Raw genomic sequence first — 17719 nt, 5'->3', positions numbered from 1 at the left:
ACCATCCTTTCCCCCATTTAGTTGCTACACATACTATATCAACAAAAAAAGGGACGCTTACCCTTTTATATTGTTCAGGATTTTTGTCAGCACTTGATCCAGATGTTCCAAATCCTGCTTACTCAGCCCCTCCGTCACATCCGCGTTGAACGCTTCGGAAACAGGGACCACTTCTTCTTTCAATTTCCGCCCGTCCTCAGTCAGATACACCTCCAGGGAACGGCGGTCTCTAGGGCAGAATTTCCGTTCAATAAAGCCTTTCCCTTCGAGATTCACTACCATTCTGGCAATATTCGTCTTATCTTTTCCAAGTTTTTCAGAAAGCTGGTTTTGAGTCAGTCCGTCTTTTTCCCACAACAGCATCATGACTAGATTTTGTTCAGGTGCAAGGTTGTAGGGCTGAAGGCGTGATTTGATCTCACTTGTCAGTTTCAAGTCTGTCTGGTGGAGCTTGATGCTGATGTAGTCTTCTACACGTAAGTTCATGGCATCTCTTCTTTCCCTGTCTAAGCTGCAGTTCCTCTGTTCAGTATAAGGTCTGACACCTCTCGAAGTCAAAAGACCTGAACCATCATGAATGAAACATTATTGAGTCCTCGTTCGTACACAAGTATAATGAAAGAGGATGAAATGGGAAAATGTCCCTGGGCCCGCCTGCTTAACCCGGCTTTGAAACACCCACGGCTTTTTCAACCGAATTTTACTACGGCTGTCAGGAGGTGAACCAATGAAGCGATGGATCAGCTACAGTTTTTTTCTTCTATTGATCATCATGGGCGGTTGTTCCTCCGTGCAGGGAGCGGTTGACAACACGTATCCCCTGGAGGACATCGTCTATGACGACAGGGAAAACAAATCTGAAATATACCGGGCTTCCAATCAAACGGTAACTACGGTCGCCAATCAGATCATGGATACAAACGAACCGATGTACGAAGCCTCAAAAAACGGCCGTCATCTTATGATTTATGATGATCTGCTTGTGCAGGTTTTTGAAGACCCGAAAGATGCCAATGATTCTCTCGTCGAAATGTCTGGAGAAGAATTTGTACGTAACAACTACTCCACCGCCTTCTTTTCTGATTACGGCATAGCCCGTGAGGCTGAAAAGGAGTTTGATATGGATTTTGAATCCAGGGGTGGAGGATTCATATATACCGGGTACATCCTCCGCGGCGGTTATGTGAAGAACAGTGGAAAGCTTCCGACCTTGAGATATTCCTCAAATTCACCGGGTGGTATTCGCGGTGGAGGACCAGGTACAGGAAAATAATGAAAGACAGGAGTGTATGACCTATGTTTGCCTTCGAATTTTCAGAGATCCTTGACGCCACAGAGCTGCTGCTTACCCTTGTCTACTGGGTGCTCATGCTCCTTATTGCCGGGATCTGCATGGCCGTTTTTGAAAAATTCACCCCCTATGATGACCGTCAGGAGCTGCTGAACGGAAATGTGGCTGTCGGTACACAGTTTGCCGGTAAATTGATCGGCCTCGGCATCATTACACAAGCGTCCATTGCCCACAACTTGAGCATCTGGGGCGCAGCAATCTGGATTTTAATCGGATTTGTATTAATGATTGCCGGCTATTACCTCTTTGAACTGGTCACCCCTTTCAAAGCAGAAGACGAAATCCGTAAAAACAACGTAGCGGTTGCAATCGTTGCGGCTGCCGTGAGCATTTTCATCGGCTTTGCCGTGGCAGGCAGCATTACGTAAGCCTGCGGGAGGTACTATATGAACGCCCAGAGATACTTATATTTATCATCAGGAATTGTCTCCATCTGCGGAATCGTCTTTCAAGTTCTCTACGGGGCGGCTGGAAGCTACTTGTTCGGGGACAGTGTCCTTTACTACTGCATTACCATCGGCCTTTTTTTAATGGCCATGGGGATTGGGGCGGCTGTTAGTGAACGTTTGAAAAACCGGCTTGTGACTCGATTCGTACAAGCTGAATTTTTGATTGCCATCATTGGCGGTTTTTCTGTTTTTGGTCTGTTCTTTTTCTCTTCCTTCTTCGATCAGGGAACCGCACAGGTTTATTTGTATATTGTCATTTCCCTGACCGGTTTCCTGACCGGATTAGAACTGCCGATTTTAATCAGGCGTGTGCAGGACATACGGGCGGATATCAGTAAAAGCACGGCCCGTGTTTTATTTTTTGACTATGCAGGAAGCTTGATCGGATCCATCGGGTTCGCCCTTCTTCTGAGGCCTGCACTGGGACTGATCAAAACGGCCTTTTTAGTTGCTGCGATCAACGCAGTCATTGCCTTGTTCCTTACGTTCTATTTTCGTAAAGAAATCCACCGTCCGGCTCTTCATAAGCTGAGTGGTGTGCTTATTCTGCTTCTGCTCGGGTGGGGCTTCCTTTTTGGTGAGAAATACGCCGCAGCCTTTGAGCAGAGGGTGTATGCCGATCCGGTGATTTATGCTGAGGATACCCAATATCAGCGGATCATCCTGACCAAGGAGCCGAACGATGTACGTCTTTATTTGAATGGACAGCTGCAGTTCTCAGAAAGTGATGAGTACCGCTACCATGAAGCCCTTGTCCATATTCCTATGGCTCTTGCCGAACAGAAAAGGAACGTCCTTATCCTTGGAGGCGGAGATGGTCTCGCTGTTCGCGAAGTGTTGAAACATGAACAGGTGGAAGACATCACACTCGTAGACCTCGACCCGGAAATGACGGATCTGGCCAACACCCATCATGAGCTGCTCCGCCTAAATGAAGGGGCCCTCAAGGATGACCGTGTTAAGGTCGTTCACGCTGATGCTTTTCAGTATCTGCAGGAAAATGAAGAATTCTATGATGTCATCATCGGAGACCTTCCCGACCCGAACAATGAGGGATTGAATAAATTGTATACCACTCAATTTTATTCGCTCGTCCGTAACCATCTTGCCCCCGGCGGTAAAATCAGCATGCAGTCCACAAGCCCTGTTTTTGCACCTAAAGTCTTCTGGACCATCCACGAAACGATGAAGGAAACTGGATTGTATACGGACAGCTACCATCTGGATGTACCAAGTTTCGGAAACTGGGGGTTCACGCTGGCCTCACGGGAAAAAATCAATCTTGACAACCTGGAGGTCTCAGACAACCTGTCCTTCTTAAATGAGGAGACCGCACGCGCATTGTTCGCGTTCGGCAATGATACGGATGCTTTGATCGAGGAAGAGAACGGAGAGACCTTTGATATCCCAGTCAATACGTTGAACCGCCCCGTCCTCATCCAGTTGTATCAAAAAGCATGGCAGGATTATTAAATTCCAAAAAGAAGCACACAGCGGTGTGCTTCTTTTTTAATACATACAGTAATAAACGCGGAGGCGTTCCACCAAATGATGACGAATCCGTAGTTCAAAATCAGCTGGAGCTCGAGGGGAGTGGGATCAGGTAGGAGGTAATCTCCTTCAGCCGCGCCTTTTTTCCAGCACTTGTAAACAGATAAACATCGCAGAATCCATACTGCCTGCCGCTTTGCATGAGGATCGTTCCGTTCGCGGATCCGGTGCTTCCGTGCGTAATGATCTGATCAAAATGAAGCCCGCTGACTTTGTATTCCGTCATGGACTTCAGCTCCTCAGCAAACGCCGCTTTCCCTTGGATAACATTAGTTTCTCCAATGATCCTCCATATCACATCATCAGTCACCTGATCCAGAATATAAGCGGCATCTCCTGTTGCGAAAGCCTCGTTAAACGCCTTCAGCCATAGCTTCTTAGGCGCGTTCCCACAGTCTTCCACACCCGTGACGTCAACCGTATGTGTCATAGTCATCCTCCTTTTAAAATCGGCACACCCATGACGATCGCCCGCATTTCTCTTCTCCTCTGCCAATCATCGATAATTTTCTACTATAATAGTAGCATAGAAATCCTTATTCCATTCGAAAAAAACGAACGGTGGATTCACCGTCCGCTTGTTCCATTTTCAATAAAAGCCCGAAGCTTCGGAAATAACCGCAGCGCATTATCGTAAAAGACATCTTCCATATGACGGGAGGGAATCGAATCCCCGATGCATGCCGCATAATCCCCGATCGGCACAAGCGGCCAATCAGACCCGAACAGAAGCTTTTCATAGTGTTCACAGTAAGTGAGCGCATGACGGATGTGATCAAAATGCCTGCCCCGTCTTTTTTCTTCCACTTCCACTCCGGCTCCGACGATCCACCCGGAAAGATCTGCGTACATATTCGGATTTTTATAAACTACTTCCGCTCCCGTCAACACCCACGGATCCCCAAGGTGAGCCATCATAAACTGGACATCTCTTCTCATGACCGCCGCTTCATCAAGGGTAAGCGGATGGGAATATTTCAACAATCCCCGCTCGGAATACGTATCGCCGGTATGCAGGACAACAGGAACTCGATAAGCTGCAGCCAGATCATACACGGGTTGATAAACAGCATCACACGCATAAAAGGGGTAATAGCCTAAATAGATTTTCACCCCCACCGATTCTGGTTTCTGCAGTTCTTTTTCAAGGGCATCAAGCCCTGATCCATCGAGTCTCCATGGGTTAACTCCGGGGCAGACCGCCACTCGACCTGGGGTTTCTTCTAAATCCAGGAGCATCGGTGTCGATGCATGACGGGCAGGGAATTCCTCGTGCTCCGTTTCTGTCACTCCCATCCCGATACAAGCTTCAATACGGTTGTCTTTCATCTCCTTTTCCAATCCATCCGCACTATAATGAACGCGCGAAAGCTTTTCAGCTGTTTCTTTAAAGCTTTCAATGTTGGAAAAATGAATATGCGCATCTATGATCTTCACGAGGGAGAATCCTTTTCTGGAAACACCAGTCCATAAAAAAGGTGATGGGCCTGAGTATTTTCTTCACCTCCGCCGTACAGAAAGGCAGGAGAAGTCTGGAAAATACTACCTTCTACGGCACACCAGTTCTGTACAGACTCCAGGTACATCACATCCTGATTCACGTAGCTGCCCGCTTCTTTACTGGCTTGTGGATGAAGAAACGTCATCTTCTTCTCGTGCTCCTCAGAACCTATCCACACGGCTGATGTATTTTCCAATTCATATTCCTCTACACCGGCGTAATACGTATGGAAAACCCCGCTTCCCGGCAGTTTCAGATAACAGCTGTCCAGTTCCTTCCCTGGCTTGAGAAAAGTCTCAAGATTCACCTTCTCCTCATAAAACGTGCGATGCACAGGCGGGGCGATCTCAGCGAAGACCGCCAGGATAGGCACACCTGGGAGGGTAAGAACATACTGCCGGAGTGTCAGTCCTCTCATACTTTCATGTTCCTGCAAGGTTGTAGATAATAATAGGCCGCTCCACGTGTGGCCGAGTGAGTCCGTTTGGTCTGCCCGTGATATGCGGGTATCCTCTTTCATCATGGAATAAGCACTCACTTCCGGGAGCGCAAAACGCAGCCCGCCGCCCCATGGATTCCACCAGCTTTTCGGTCCCGCCTCCGGGTATTGATGATGAAACATTTCCTGACCCTCATACACCAACGAGTATATGCCGGGATAATACGACGCAGATGCATGGAAAGTAAATCCGCCATTATTCACGGTCCACACATCATTGCGGTTGGTGACCTCTACTGCCTCGTCCCCTGTTACAAGCTGGCAGGTGTGGAGAGCAGCTGCTTGTCCTCTGGAGCGGAAGCGGCCATGGATGGAATGAATCCCTGGAGACGAGTGCTCCATCATGATTTCCATTTTCGTCCGCTTTTGTTCAACTGTGGTTTCCTCGCGGTACGTTTCCCCGTCCTGACGAATCGTTAATGAGCCGTGAAGATACGGAGTCAACAAGGAGCGGAAGGTGTAGGGGACCCGTTCTCCTGCGCGGGATATAAAACGCTGCCCGGATGCTTCCAGCGCGAACAGCGGGTATTCCTTCAGGTGTTTCCCGTCTTCACCTTTAACAAGGGATCGCCAGTCTTTCCAGTCGGCTGTGGCATGGAAGCCGACTTTTATCGGGCCCAGGCTGCGTTTTTCCTGTTCCCCCAGCCCGCCTGTTTCATACACGATGGCAAAACGCCAGTCGTCTCCTCTTCCTCTGGCTTCCTCCGGCCAAGCAAGAGCTTTCGTGTCTCCGCAGGAGTTTTTTGAAAACAGCCATGGTTCCGAGATCTCTTTATCACGCAGGTATTCGGTAAAAGGAATCGATGCTTCCCTATTCACAGCGACTCCGTCTCTATAAGGAATGACCAGCTGCTTGTACATCGGGTAAACCGGAATCTGCAGGTGAACGCTTTTCTTCGCTGGTCCCTGGTTGATGATTTCGTGATGGACCTCCACCACACCATCGCCAAAAATTTTGATATACGTGTTGAGCAGAAGGCCTGTAAACGCTTGGGATTCTAGTGTCGTTTTCAAAACAAAAGCTTCTGGAAGTTCGATGAATTCCACTGTGGACGCTTCTTTTTTTGAAAATTCCTGACTGAAGGGTCTTCCCAGGTGAGGAGTCATCAGCTTCACAGGATCTTCGTTCGACCGAATCGATCCGACTTCAATAAACTGGTTCCGCTTCTCCATTTCTGCATAGTACGGACCATTAAAGCCAAACCACTTCGTTTCTGTTTCTCCTCCGAATTTAGCTCCATGGCCCGGGAAGGCGTAGGAAAGGATGGCGGTGAATTCAAAGGAAGGCCTGCCCTCTTCTTTGACAGCTACCGAAATCTCCTCCTTCAAAAATCCGTTTTTCCGAAGGGTGATGGGTACAGGAACGGAAGCACGAGAACCGCCGTCCACATCCACCTGTATGCTGGGTGTGTGCCACTCCAGCACGTTCTGATCCGGAAGACGGAGGGTCCATATAGAAGGCTTTTCCAAGTGACTTTCCAGATCCAGGTACAACGAATCCTCCTGTCCCGGTCTCCAGCTGGGCTGAACCGTTCGTACCGTGACGTTTCCTGCCTTGATTGGATACACGCCCATTTTCAATGGAACGGACCAACCGTTTATGTGGACGACCGCTTCAACTACAGGGTGGGTTTTCCAAGGACTCGGCTTCTGTTCCGGGACCGTCACCCCGACCTCCCCGTTCACCGTTACTTCCTTCTCCACCGTAGTGATCATCGGGACGCGATGGTCCACGAGTTCTGATGAAACCCCTTCTAAATGGAACGTGGCTGGGGCTGCCTGTTTGTTGACGACATGAATGCAGGTGGCGTATGTTTCATTTTCCCGTAGTTTAAAGTCAGGAAGATCCATCTGAATGGAAAAATCCTCTGTTTCAATCAAATGAATGCCTCGGCCTGTCCGTTCAAACTGGACCCTGACAAAACGGCCGTCCGGTGCCTGCCATTTATATTCATAAACGGTATGCCTTCCAGCCTTTTGTCCATCCGGCTTTACTTCAATCGGGCGCTGGCTGGTGCTGTACCAGTCATGCTCCTGAAAGAATGGACGGAGGACCTCCATTTGCAGCACCTGTGGAATGAAGTTCATCAAGTGAGTCGTATCATCCCGCTCCTCCCAGAAAAATCCGCATTTTTTATAGAGAGGGACCGCCTTAGTGTTGCCGGGCCATGTAAACAAGTCCAGGCGCGGCCATCCATAGGCTACCGTTTGATCGATCGCTTTCTTCAAGAGCTCCCGCCCGATCTTTCTTCCATGATAATCCGGATGAACGTTCAACAACGGGATATATAAAGCTTCCTGATCTTCCCTGTACTCCGACAGGCCACAGTAACCGACGACTTTATCGCCGTCGAGCGCAAGGAACAGGTTCAGGTTCGTAGAGGCGTTTTCCTTTTCCTTCACATCCTCCGCCGTCGTAACGACCAGGTCTCCCCCCCATTCTCCACGACTTTCGTTCCACATCTCAGCTGTACTTTCCGCCAATCCATCATGATATTCAACAATGGTTAGATCACCTATAGTCTTCAATACCGACTCCTCCAGTTCATGATTGATTCAAGACAATAGAGACGATTTACCTTCCTTGTCAAAGGGAGTGAGAATGTTCCTCATACGCATCAGCCTTTCTGTTATGTAAGAAATCACGATCTCTTTTAGTGTATGGTTTTCCATGCACAGAGTAAAGAATATTCAGAAAGGTTAACAAAAAGAAAAGCCTCTTCCCGATGGAAAGAGGCAGCGCTAAGTTTAAGGGAGTTCGTGTCTTTTTACAAACTCAGCCTGCACGATAAAACGTTCAGGAGCTGAGCCGATGAAGTCAAAAGGATAGCACGTCGTCAAGGTTAAAGTGGGAGAGTCTTTTTCTACGATGACAGACGTATCTTGTTCATCTGTCACCCAGACCCGGTTAATCTGGTACTCGTATTCATAGTCCCCTTCTGTAAGGTAAAGGAAGTCTCCGGGAACAAGACCGTCCAGGCCGCGGAAGACCGTTTCTCTGTGGCCAGCAAGCGCAGTATGCCCCTTTTCAGACGGAAGAGTCGTATACGAGGTATCATACAGGCCGACGCCTTTTTTCAATGTGCCGGCCTCTGTCCCGAAAAATACAGGATAACGCCTGCCGAGTTTAGGAATCGTAAGCTCTCCGATTTCCCCGCCTTCTTGATAGCTTTCAAGAGTTTCTGCTGCGACGAAATCTTCGGATGGAGACGATCCGCTCCCCGGAGAATAAGGAGCATCCTGCATCTCTGCATCATAAACAGCGGCACGGCTTTCCGACCACCATTGGAAGCCATTCCAAAATACCAGCACCAGTCCCAGCAGCAATAAGGCAACGCTCAGCTTTTGAATCATCGGATCTCTCCTTTATCCCGCAGTTTGTTACGCTTTCAGCTGTTTTCTTCTAAAGAAAAGAATGACACCTGCTGCCCCGGCGGCAACTGCGCCCGCCAGCAGACCCAACGGATAGGAAGTGGCTGTATCAGCCAGAGGGGCACCTTCTTTTTCCTCTTCCTCACTATTCAGCAGTTCAAAAATGATTTTAGCATTGTCCGTATTGTCAATAAATCCAGAGAAGCGATCCGAGGCCGGACCATAGGCATATACCGGAACATCCACACCTGTATGACCGTCTGTTGTCCACCCTGTACCGGACCGCTTGTTGAAGATGGCCTCGATTGCATTATCCACTTCTACCATTTTTTCCTCATCGTTTCCGTTATTTACAGCATCCTGAACGGAGGTGATCTCTTCTTCTGTTAATTCGAAATCGATAGACTCTGTCAAGGTTTTCTCTACGTCATCCCCTTCTTCCACAATCTGTCCGGCCATATAATCAGGCGTATGGGAAGCGGCATGAATGACATCGGGATCCCACTTATAAGGACCACCTTCTCCCAGGGAAAACCCGCCTGTAGAATGGTCCGCGGTTGTAACAACCAGTGTTTCTTCATCCTCTTCAGCAAAAGCCATCACTTCCTCGAAAGCTCCTTCGAAATCTTCCATTTCACTCATGGCAGCTACGACATCGTTATCATGTCCGGCCCAGTCAATCTGGCTTCCTTCAACCATAAGGAAGAAGCCTTCTTCATTGTTTTTCAGCTTTTCAAGAGCGGTTTCGGTCATATCAGCCAGAGAAGGCTGCTCTTCCGGACGGTCGATAGCTTTATCCAATCCGACAGGAGCAAAAAGGCCAAGCACTTGATCTGCTTCAGAATCTTCCATCTCCTCGGTCGTTGTCACATAGTCATAGCCGTCTTTCTGAAATTCTTTTGTCAGGTCACGGTCTTCACGAATAAAATAATCCGTTCCACCACCGAGAAGCACATCAACCTTATGAGCTCCATCAATCTGATCATCGAAGTAATCATCGGCAATGTCATTGTAATTCTGGCGGGACTCATCATGTGTTCCGTAAGCGGCTGGTGTAGCATGATTGATTTGGGAAGTAGCCACAAGTCCTGTGGACATCCCTTTTTCCTTGGCTGCCTCCAGCACTGTCTTTGTATCATCCTTCTCCAGATCTTTGGCAATGGCTCCGTTGTACGTTTTCACCCCGGAGGACATGGATGTAGCCGTCGCTGCGGAATCCGGAATATTCTCCTTTTCGTCCTCTTCCCCGCCATCGTGATAAGGGTCATGGGAATAGACCGACTGCATTCCAACAAGATAGGGATCAAAAGCCGTCGGCTCCATGTCCTTGGTGTCTGGATCATCTTTAAAGTAACGGTACCCGGTCGTATAGGCAGGTCCCATCCCGTCCCCAACCATGAATATGACGTTCTTCACTTCTTCATTGTGGTCTTCAGCACTTATGTATGATGGATAATCCACACTGCCAAAAAACAAGCAGGACAACGCTGTCACTGACAATACTTTCTTTGCAAGCTGTTTTTTCAAAATCATTCTCCTCCGTTCATGTGATTACATGGTTCATACTAGTAGCCTTATGTTAATAACAGAATAAGTAATGGTAAGAATTAGTTAATGCCATGTAATAATTATGTAAATCCTTTTTCCTAGTGTACCCGGAATCCATCCCTCTACTTCCGCATAAAAAAAGTACGTTCCCATACGGGGAAACGTACCTTTTAATGGTCTTTATGACTGGAATCTGCTGGTTTCACCGTTAAAGCGGTTGCAATGATAAAAAGACTGGTATTGATCCAGAGCATCACACCGTTCCAGTTGTTTTCAAAAAGGGTGACATTCACTAATGCCGTCCCCTGCATCATGAAAATAATCAGCAATAAAAAATACGAGAGCTTCATTTTATCCCCCCTGTTTATTTCAATTATTACAAAAGGGGGATCGAACCTCAAGGTTTCTCATGACAAACCTTTATTCTTCAGCCTCCGCAGCCAACGCATCCGCTTTTGTCTTATGAACCGTGCCGAATGGATGCTCTGGAGGGGCGTAGATGGAATACAGCTTCATGGGAACGTCCCCGGTATTTGTTACGTTATGCCACATTCCTGCTGGAATCATGATTGCATAGTCATCCGAAACTTCCCGTTCAAATGTAAGCTGGTCTTTTTCAGGTCCGATTTGTACTTTCCCACGTCCCTGCTCCAGACGGAGAAACTGATCAACATCCGGATGAATTTCAAGGCCGATATCATCTCCGACACCGATGCTCATTAACGTAACCTGAAGATCGTCCCCCGTCCAGATGGCTGTGCGGAACGTATCGTTTTGAACGGTCGCTTTTTCGATATCCAGCACATAAGGCTGACCGCCGAAGTCCACTGTAGATCCTGAGCCTTCCTGACGGTTCAACAATCTGTACCATCGGCCTGCTTCATCGGCATTGCTTTGACAGGCACGCTGAAGACACGGCTCACATGGGGTGCCCTGCAGTGCCCTGAACGCCTGCTGATCATAATTATAGTGATTGAGCTTCATTTCGTATGCTTTCTGCAGCCCATCCTGATAGGTCGTGAAAGCTGGCGGTGCGGCCTTGAGAGAAGGCTGTCTTCCTGTCACCTGGGTATAAAGGACAGTCTGCTCATTCAAAACAGCTGATTCTTTTTCAAAAGCCTGCCTGATGAGGGATTGATCTGCAGCAGGAGCATACGAAAAAAGGCGCTGATAAAATTGGGCGGCGGCCGCTTTGGAAGCGATGCTGTTCTGCAGAATATCTCCAGTCGTCTCTTGCCTGTTCATAGGTGGGTATGGATACACATGGATCTTCCCTTCCTTACAATCTCGCCCTATCTTATGCAGAGAGGGTCAGGAACGTACATCCATTAAAAAACCGGTCTCAAAGAAGAGACCGGTTTTCTTTATGTGCCGCAATACGTGCGGTACGGCTGATCCGACGGCTCTGGAGGCTGGGCGTAATCCACCTGCGCATCGGAATAGGCGTAAGGATTTTTCAATTGTTCCATCAGCTGATGCATCACCGAATAGTCATCCTCTTGAATGACTGCTTCCAACGCTTCTTCAACTCTATGGTTCCTGGGAATAATGGCAGGATTGGCCTTCTTCATTGTTTCAAAGGCGAGGTGCAGCGGCTGCTCCTGTCGTTCGAGACGTTTTTTCCATTGATCATACCAGCTTGAAAAAGCGACAGAATGATACATCGGCAGCTCTTCCGGTCGATCAAGAGTCAACGCTCTGAAGGTGTTTGTATAGTCTGCTTCCTGCTTTTTCATGATATCCAGAAGATCATCCATCAAAGCTCGATCCTGGCTTTCTTCACTTAAGAATCCGAGCTTATTCCTCATCCCGTTGACCCAGTATGTTTGAAAATAGGATCCATAGCGGCTGAGGATCTCCTGAGCCGTTTCCACAGCGGATTCTTCTTCGTCATCAAGAATCGGTATCAAGGCCTCCGCGAGACGGGCAAGGTTCCACTGACCAATAGGCGGCTGGTTTTGATAGGCATACCGCCCCTGAGCATCGATGGAACTGAATACTGTTTCCGGGTGGTACACGTCCATAAACGCACAAGGTCCGTAATCAAACGTCTCCCCGCTGATCGCCATGTTATCAGTATTCATCACCCCGTGTATGAAACCTGTCAGCTGCCATTTGGCAATCAGAGCCGCCTGTCTTTCCACGACCTTCTCATAAAAAGCGGCATACCGATTTTCGTCTCCTGCCACTTCAGGGTAGTGGCGCTGGATGGCGTAATCGGCCAAAAGCCGAAGCGCATCCACATCACCAAGGCCGGCAGCATACTGGAACGTGCCCACGCGGAGATGGCTGCTGGAAACGCGGGTTAAAACCGCTCCTGGAATTTCAATTTCCCTTTGGATATGTTCTCCGGTTGTCGTGACAGCCAGACTCCGATTCGTCGGAATACCAAGTCCATACATGGATTCACTGATCATGTATTCCCGCAGCATCGGGGCAAGTCCTGCACGACCATCGCCACGTCTTGAAAACGGGGTGCGTCCGGACCCCTTCAGTTGGATATCAAATCGTCTTCCCTTATTCGTGACCTGTTCCCCGAGAAGGACGGCCCGGCCGTCCCCGAGCATCGTGAATTGACCGAATTGGTGACCGGCATAGGCCTGGGCAATCGGGTCAGCTCCGTCTGGAAGCTCATTTCCGCTCCATATTTCCGGGCGTTGTTTGGAATCATCCGGAAGGCCGAGTTCTGCGGCCAGATCGTCGTTAAAAACGACGCAGGCCGGATTTTTGACTGGTGTCGGTTCCACTTTGGCATAAAAATGTTCGGGCAGCAGTTGATAGCTGTGCTTTAAGTTCCATCCTGTCTGTGTCATGGAATCTCCTTTATTCATAGTAGTGTTATCGTTAACCCTAACATAATTCTTCCCTTGATGCTTAAGATCTTTCATGTGGATAGTCACGCTCCTTTGGTGCCGTGGCAGGAGGCGGACAAATCCTGTGACTTGACCAATTGATGATTGAACAGGGCAGCGGTACGTCCATTTTACAGGATCCATCAAAAAAGACTGCCGAGAATTTTCTCGACAGTCTGCAGCTCTACTCAAAAAGCCGGATTCTTGTTTATTGTCCGATCCGCTGAAGAAACTGCTGGGTCCGCGGTTCCTTGGTAGAATGAAACACCTCATCCGGTGTCCCCTCTTCCACAATGGTTCCCTGATCCATGAAAATAACACGGTCCGCTACCTCTTCGGCGAACTTCATTTCGTGGGTGACGACGACCATCGTCATCCCTTCTTCCGCCAGTTCCTTCATGACGTCAAGAACGTCCGCTACAAGTTCAGGGTCAAGAGCAGATGTCGGCTCATCGAACAAGATAACCTCCACACCTGTCGCCAGAGCGCGGGCAATTCCGACACGCTGCTGCTGCCCTCCGGAAAGCTGGTGGGGATACACATCCAGTTTGTCCCCCAATCCAACCTTGTTCAAAATATCAGCCGCTTTTTTCTTCGCTTCTGTTTTAGGTGTCTTCTGAACCGTTACAGGACCTTCCATCACATTTTGGACAGCGGTTAAATGAGGGAAAAGATTATGGTTTTGGAACACCATCCCGGTCTGCTTCCTAAATTCCACCAGCTGCTTTTTCTTCTGGGGACGGCTGAAATCAAGGGAGCGTTCCCCAATGGTGATTTCACCGGATTCCGGGGTCTCCAAGATGTTCAACGAACGAAGCAGCGTCGTTTTCCCCGACCCCGAAGGTCCGATAACAACGACGACTTCCCCGCGGTTCACGTTCATATCAATATCTTTCAATACATGAAGGTCACCGAAATATTTATTAAGTTGATTTACTTTTATCATTGTATCAGCCTCCTACTTTGCGACATATCTTTCCATTCGATTTTCAACCCGGTCCTGAACGAACGACAGAGCCACACAGATCATCCAGTAGATGAGGGCTGCTTCGGAATAAACGAGTAGAAATTCGTAATTTTGAGCAGCAATTTCCTGAGATTTCCGGAACATTTCCGTGTACGTGATGGTTGAAGCGAGAGACGTATCCTTGATCAGACTGATAAACGAGTTGGAAAGCGGCGGGATGGACACCCGCGTCGCCTGCGGCAGAATGACACGCTTCAACGCCTGTGCGGTTGTCATCCCGATGGACTCGGAGGCTTCCCACTGTCCTTTCGGGATGGATAGAATAGCTGCTCTAATAATTTCAGAGTTATAAGCCCCCATGTTCAGGGAGAAACCGATAATCGCTGAATAAAAAGGACTGATGGTCACGCCAAGAGACGGTAGACCGAAAAAGATTATGAATAACTGCACGAGAAGCGGGGTGCCGCGAATGATGGAAACATAAGCGCGGGCCACGCCCCGGAAAAACTTCACGTTCGACAAACGCATCAATGCTGTAATAACGGCAAGCACGATCCCAATGGCAAAGGTGATCAGCGTCAAAGGAATTGTATAATATAAAGCCCCTTTCACCAAAGGGAGAAAAGAGCTTGTAAAAATGTCCAGGTATTTTTCCTGCATGTCAGGGTTGGTGAATAGATTACTTAGATACATCTTCACCAAACCACTTCTCGGAAATTTCGAGGTATGTGCCGTCTTCCTTCATTTCTTTCAAGGCTTCATTGACAGCTTCCACAAGCTCCTCGTTTCCTTTTCTGAACAGCAGGCCGCTTTCAGAAGCTTCATCCGCACGAGCGGCAATTTTCACCGGAGCCTCCGGGCGCTGCTGCATATAGTCCAGAACAGACAGGCGATCATTGACCGTTGCTTCAATGCGGTTGCTCGCAATCATCTGCATGGATTCGTTAAAACCTTCCACACCTGTAATTTCAGCCTTGTTGGCCTCCGCGATATCACGGTAGTTACTTGTCAGAGACTGAGCTGTATTGACGCCTTCCAAATCTTCGAAGGATTGAATGGAATCATTGTCTTTGTTGGTCACCACGACAGCTGAGGTCTGAATGTAAGGATTGGAGAAATCATATTTCTCCTGACGATCTTCCCTGATTCCGACTTGGTTGGCTACCATATCAAAACGTCCGGCATTCAATCCAGCAAACATGGAATCCCATTTCGTTTCATTGAATACGGCTTCTACTCCGAGACGGTCTGCGACTTCCCTGGCGATTTCCACATCAAAACCGGTCAATTCATCATTATCATCATGGAACGTATACGGACGATAGGTTCCTTCTGTTCCAATGACGAGTTCCCCATTGTCCTGGATTTCTTTCAGTAGGTTTTCATCTCCGTTCCCTTCTGTTTCAGAGGACTCTTCCCCTTCCGATGCACTTTGGTTTTCATCCTCACTTGTTCCGCAGGCAGCCAGAACAAGGGCAAGAAAACCGATCGATAATAACCATGTAATTTTTTTCATTTTATTTTCCCTCCGTAAAACCAAGTAAAGTTGTAAGTTTTAATGACTTACGTATCATAATTCAGATGATATGTCGATGTCAATCGATTGAACTCTTTCTTTTATCCTTTTCCAAATGCCGTAAATTAACCAGTATCCATCTTGTTCCTAAAGCATAAACAAACCGGGATCCTGGTGGGATCCCGGTTTATTTATGCTTTCAATAATTTTTTGGAAATCGGTGCAACACCTACGCTCTGAAGAATAAGCGAGATGATCACAACAGCGAAGGCAAGCGCTGTAAAGGAACCTCCCCCATCCACTTCAGCTTCAAATGATAAAATCAGAAAAATGGACATCGTTCCTTTTAGACCAGCCCATGTCAAAAGAGCAGACTCGCGCCAGCTGATTTTCCTCCGCCAGTTGGGGAACAGCTGCGTGGATCCGGCAATGACGATGAACCGGACCACTATGGACAGAAGAAAAACGACAGCAGCCAGCCCCCAGAGCGTGGAAACGAGATAACCTGCGGCTTCGACACCAATCAACAGGAACAATAAAGAGAGGGCAGACGTTTCTACAACTCCCCAGAAACCATCCAGAGTTTCTTTAAAGTGCTCTTCCTTAATCGTTCTTCCGTATTCAAAGGACAGCATCAGACCGGCGGATACGACGGCCAGCACACCGGAAACCCCGATATATTCAGCAAGGTTAAAAATCCCGTAGGCCAGGACGATGCTCAGCATGACCTGATATTCACGGTTGTGCGTGTAATGGACCCCTTTACTGATCAACCAGCCAAAGGTCACCCCGAGAGCGATTCCCCCGAGGGAAACGAGTAGAAACTCACCAAAAAAGGACAGCAGGGAGACATCGGACTTTCCTGTATACATCCCCATCAGAACAGAAAAAATGACAATGCTCGTTCCGTCATTTAAAAGGGACTCCCCTTCCACAACATCCGCCATCTTGTCATCACTTGTCGAGTTCTTCAAAATCGACACGACAGAAACCGGATCTGTCGGAGTCAGAACAGCTGCCATCAGCATCGCCCCTGTCAGGGACAGGGAAAGAAATGGACCGCTCACTGCATAAATCGCAGCTCCAAGAATTCCCACAGTTACTATGATGCCTATGGAAGCTAGAAAGATGATCAATTGACTGTTTCTTTTGAACCCTTCCGGAGAGAAGCGGTACGCGGATACAAATAGTAAAGCGGGAAGAAATACATGATAAATCAGATGCTCCGTTACCTCAATGGTTGAAAAGTAGGGAAGAAACGACAAACCGATCCCAATAAACACAAGGATCATGGGAACAGGAAGGTTTTCCTGCTTTTTGTCCAGGGTGAAGATAAGATAACCGATCAATAACAGCAGAATCGTTTGATTGATTGACATAGGATCCCCCTCCTTGTTCTTTTCATCTCTCCATTTTCCGATGTCCCTAAACATGAAAAACCCGGCCATATGCCGGGTCTTTCCATAATTTATGACTTATGGCTCTTCGCCAGCCTTTCTTTGATCTGGTTGTACGAAAGGCCGGACAACGCATTCAATCGCTTCACTTCATCCACGTTCGTCCGTGAACGTGAACCCGTTGTTTTTCTCATAAGCTCCACCTCCTTACATGAGGGTGACGCTTATCCTTCCACGCGTGCAGAAGCATAACCGAGCGCAATACCTAAAAGGGCCCCTCCCAGGACTTCAACAGGCTGATGCCCAAGCAGTTCTTTCAATTCTTTTTCACGCTCTACAAATTCAAGGCTGGGAAAATCACCGGATATTTGAGCGACATTATCTTCAAGGTCGTTAACCAGCTGGGCGATTTCTCCCGTATGTCTGCGGATGCCCTGAGCATCATACATCACGATGACACCAAAAATAACGGCCAGGGCGGTTTCTGTATGACGAGACCCTTTATTCGCTGCAATATAAGAGGCAAGCGCGGCTACACCGGCAGAATGGGAGCTTGGCATCCCGCCGGTGGTCGCCACCTGTTTCACGTCCCACACGCCGTGCACTCGTTTATGTGTGACAATTTTCAATGCCTGCGCGATTCCGATCGCTGACAGTGCTGTAACAATTCCTCGGTTCATTTTGTTCATGGTTTACACCCTCCCATTCAGACTACC

The 17719-nt window shown here is 48.2% G+C and carries 18 protein-coding genes; 3 read left to right on the top strand and 15 right to left on the bottom strand.

Annotation, left to right across the window (positions count from 1 at the left end; all coding sequences use genetic code 11):
- Nucleotides 1–57 precede the first annotated feature (57 nt).
- A complete protein-coding gene (locus QMA39_RS14710; protein WP_027955798.1) occupies nt 58–486 on the bottom strand; it encodes a MarR family transcriptional regulator in 429 nt (142 codons plus the stop codon).
- Between the two features lie 241 nt (nt 487–727).
- Between QMA39_RS14710 and QMA39_RS14705 the strand changes: the two genes are divergently transcribed.
- Genes QMA39_RS14705 through QMA39_RS14695 form a run of 3 tightly spaced genes read left to right on the top strand, consistent with a single transcriptional unit; the run spans nt 728 to nt 3273 of the window.
- Entirely contained in the window at nt 728–1273 is a 546-nt protein-coding gene (locus QMA39_RS14705; RefSeq protein WP_206934010.1) for a DUF4247 domain-containing protein, read from the top strand.
- 23 nt (nt 1274–1296) lie between these two features.
- The gene (locus QMA39_RS14700) at nt 1297–1719 is read left to right on the top strand and encodes a DUF350 domain-containing protein (RefSeq protein WP_027955796.1); all 423 of its coding nucleotides are present in this window, start codon (nt 1297–1299) and stop codon (nt 1717–1719) included.
- An 18-nt stretch (nt 1720–1737) separates the two neighbouring features.
- The gene (locus QMA39_RS14695; protein WP_027955795.1) at nt 1738–3273 is read left to right on the top strand and encodes a polyamine aminopropyltransferase; all 1536 of its coding nucleotides are present in this window, start codon (nt 1738–1740) and stop codon (nt 3271–3273) included.
- A gap of 100 nt (nt 3274–3373) precedes the next feature.
- On the opposite strand, the gene QMA39_RS14690 is transcribed toward QMA39_RS14695, so the two are convergent.
- The 14 genes from QMA39_RS14690 to QMA39_RS14625 form a co-directional block, all read right to left on the bottom strand.
- Entirely contained in the window at nt 3374–3781 is a 408-nt protein-coding gene (locus QMA39_RS14690) for a nuclear transport factor 2 family protein (protein WP_206934008.1), read from the bottom strand.
- A gap of 137 nt (nt 3782–3918) precedes the next feature.
- Entirely contained in the window at nt 3919–4788 is an 870-nt protein-coding gene (locus QMA39_RS14685) for a TatD family hydrolase (protein ID WP_281659183.1), read from the bottom strand.
- On the bottom strand, nt 4785–7880 hold the full coding sequence (locus QMA39_RS14680) for a GNAT family N-acetyltransferase (RefSeq protein WP_281659182.1): 3096 nt from the start codon (nt 7878–7880) through the stop codon (nt 4785–4787). Before QMA39_RS14680 ends, QMA39_RS14685 begins: the two co-directional genes overlap by 4 nt.
- 219 nt (nt 7881–8099) lie before the next feature.
- Nucleotides 8100–8705, bottom strand: a complete 606-nt coding sequence (locus QMA39_RS14675; RefSeq protein ID WP_281659181.1) for a sortase — start codon at nt 8703–8705, stop codon at nt 8100–8102.
- 27 nt (nt 8706–8732) lie between these two features.
- Nucleotides 8733–10256, bottom strand: a complete 1524-nt coding sequence (locus QMA39_RS14670; protein WP_281659180.1) for an alkaline phosphatase — start codon at nt 10254–10256, stop codon at nt 8733–8735.
- Nucleotides 10257–10441: 185 nt separating this feature from the next.
- Nucleotides 10442–10621: a hypothetical protein gene (locus QMA39_RS14665; protein ID WP_035532270.1), complete on the bottom strand. Its 180-nt coding sequence runs from the start codon at nt 10619–10621 to the stop codon at nt 10442–10444.
- Nucleotides 10622–10691: 70 nt separating this feature from the next.
- Nucleotides 10692–11534 (bottom strand): cupin domain-containing protein, encoded by an 843-nt coding sequence (locus tag QMA39_RS14660; protein ID WP_281659179.1) that lies wholly within the window; start codon nt 11532–11534, stop codon nt 10692–10694.
- Nucleotides 11535–11635: 101 nt separating this feature from the next.
- Nucleotides 11636–13084 carry a protein adenylyltransferase SelO gene (locus tag QMA39_RS14655; protein ID WP_244877758.1) on the bottom strand — a complete coding sequence of 483 codons (1449 nt, stop codon included), beginning with the start codon at nt 13082–13084 and terminating at the stop codon, nt 11636–11638.
- A gap of 247 nt (nt 13085–13331) precedes the next feature.
- Complete coding sequence (locus QMA39_RS14650) at nt 13332–14069, bottom strand: amino acid ABC transporter ATP-binding protein (protein WP_027955789.1); 738 nt, start codon at nt 14067–14069, stop codon at nt 13332–13334.
- Between the two features lie 12 nt (nt 14070–14081).
- A complete protein-coding gene (locus tag QMA39_RS14645) occupies nt 14082–14783 on the bottom strand; it encodes an amino acid ABC transporter permease (RefSeq protein ID WP_027955788.1) in 702 nt (233 codons plus the stop codon).
- Nucleotides 14770–15606: an amino acid ABC transporter substrate-binding protein gene (locus tag QMA39_RS14640; RefSeq protein WP_281659178.1), complete on the bottom strand. Its 837-nt coding sequence runs from the start codon at nt 15604–15606 to the stop codon at nt 14770–14772. The genes QMA39_RS14645 and QMA39_RS14640 overlap by 14 nt, the downstream gene beginning before the upstream one ends.
- Nucleotides 15607–15797: 191 nt before the next feature.
- Nucleotides 15798–16985 (bottom strand): sodium:proton antiporter, encoded by a 1188-nt coding sequence (locus QMA39_RS14635; protein WP_281659177.1) that lies wholly within the window; start codon nt 16983–16985, stop codon nt 15798–15800.
- An 89-nt stretch (nt 16986–17074) separates the two neighbouring features.
- Nucleotides 17075–17197: a hypothetical protein gene (locus QMA39_RS14630; RefSeq protein ID WP_277988105.1), complete on the bottom strand. Its 123-nt coding sequence runs from the start codon at nt 17195–17197 to the stop codon at nt 17075–17077.
- Nucleotides 17198–17227: 30 nt separating this feature from the next.
- On the bottom strand, nt 17228–17692 hold the full coding sequence (locus tag QMA39_RS14625; RefSeq protein ID WP_027955785.1) for a divergent PAP2 family protein: 465 nt from the start codon (nt 17690–17692) through the stop codon (nt 17228–17230).
- Between the last annotated feature and the right edge of the window lie 27 nt (nt 17693–17719).

The sequence above is a fragment of the Halobacillus sp. Cin3 genome, assembly GCF_947311855.1.
GTDB lineage: Bacteria > Bacillota > Bacilli > Bacillales > Halobacillaceae > Halobacillus > Halobacillus kuroshimensis.
This window is presented reverse-complemented; position numbering and strand designations above follow the sequence as displayed.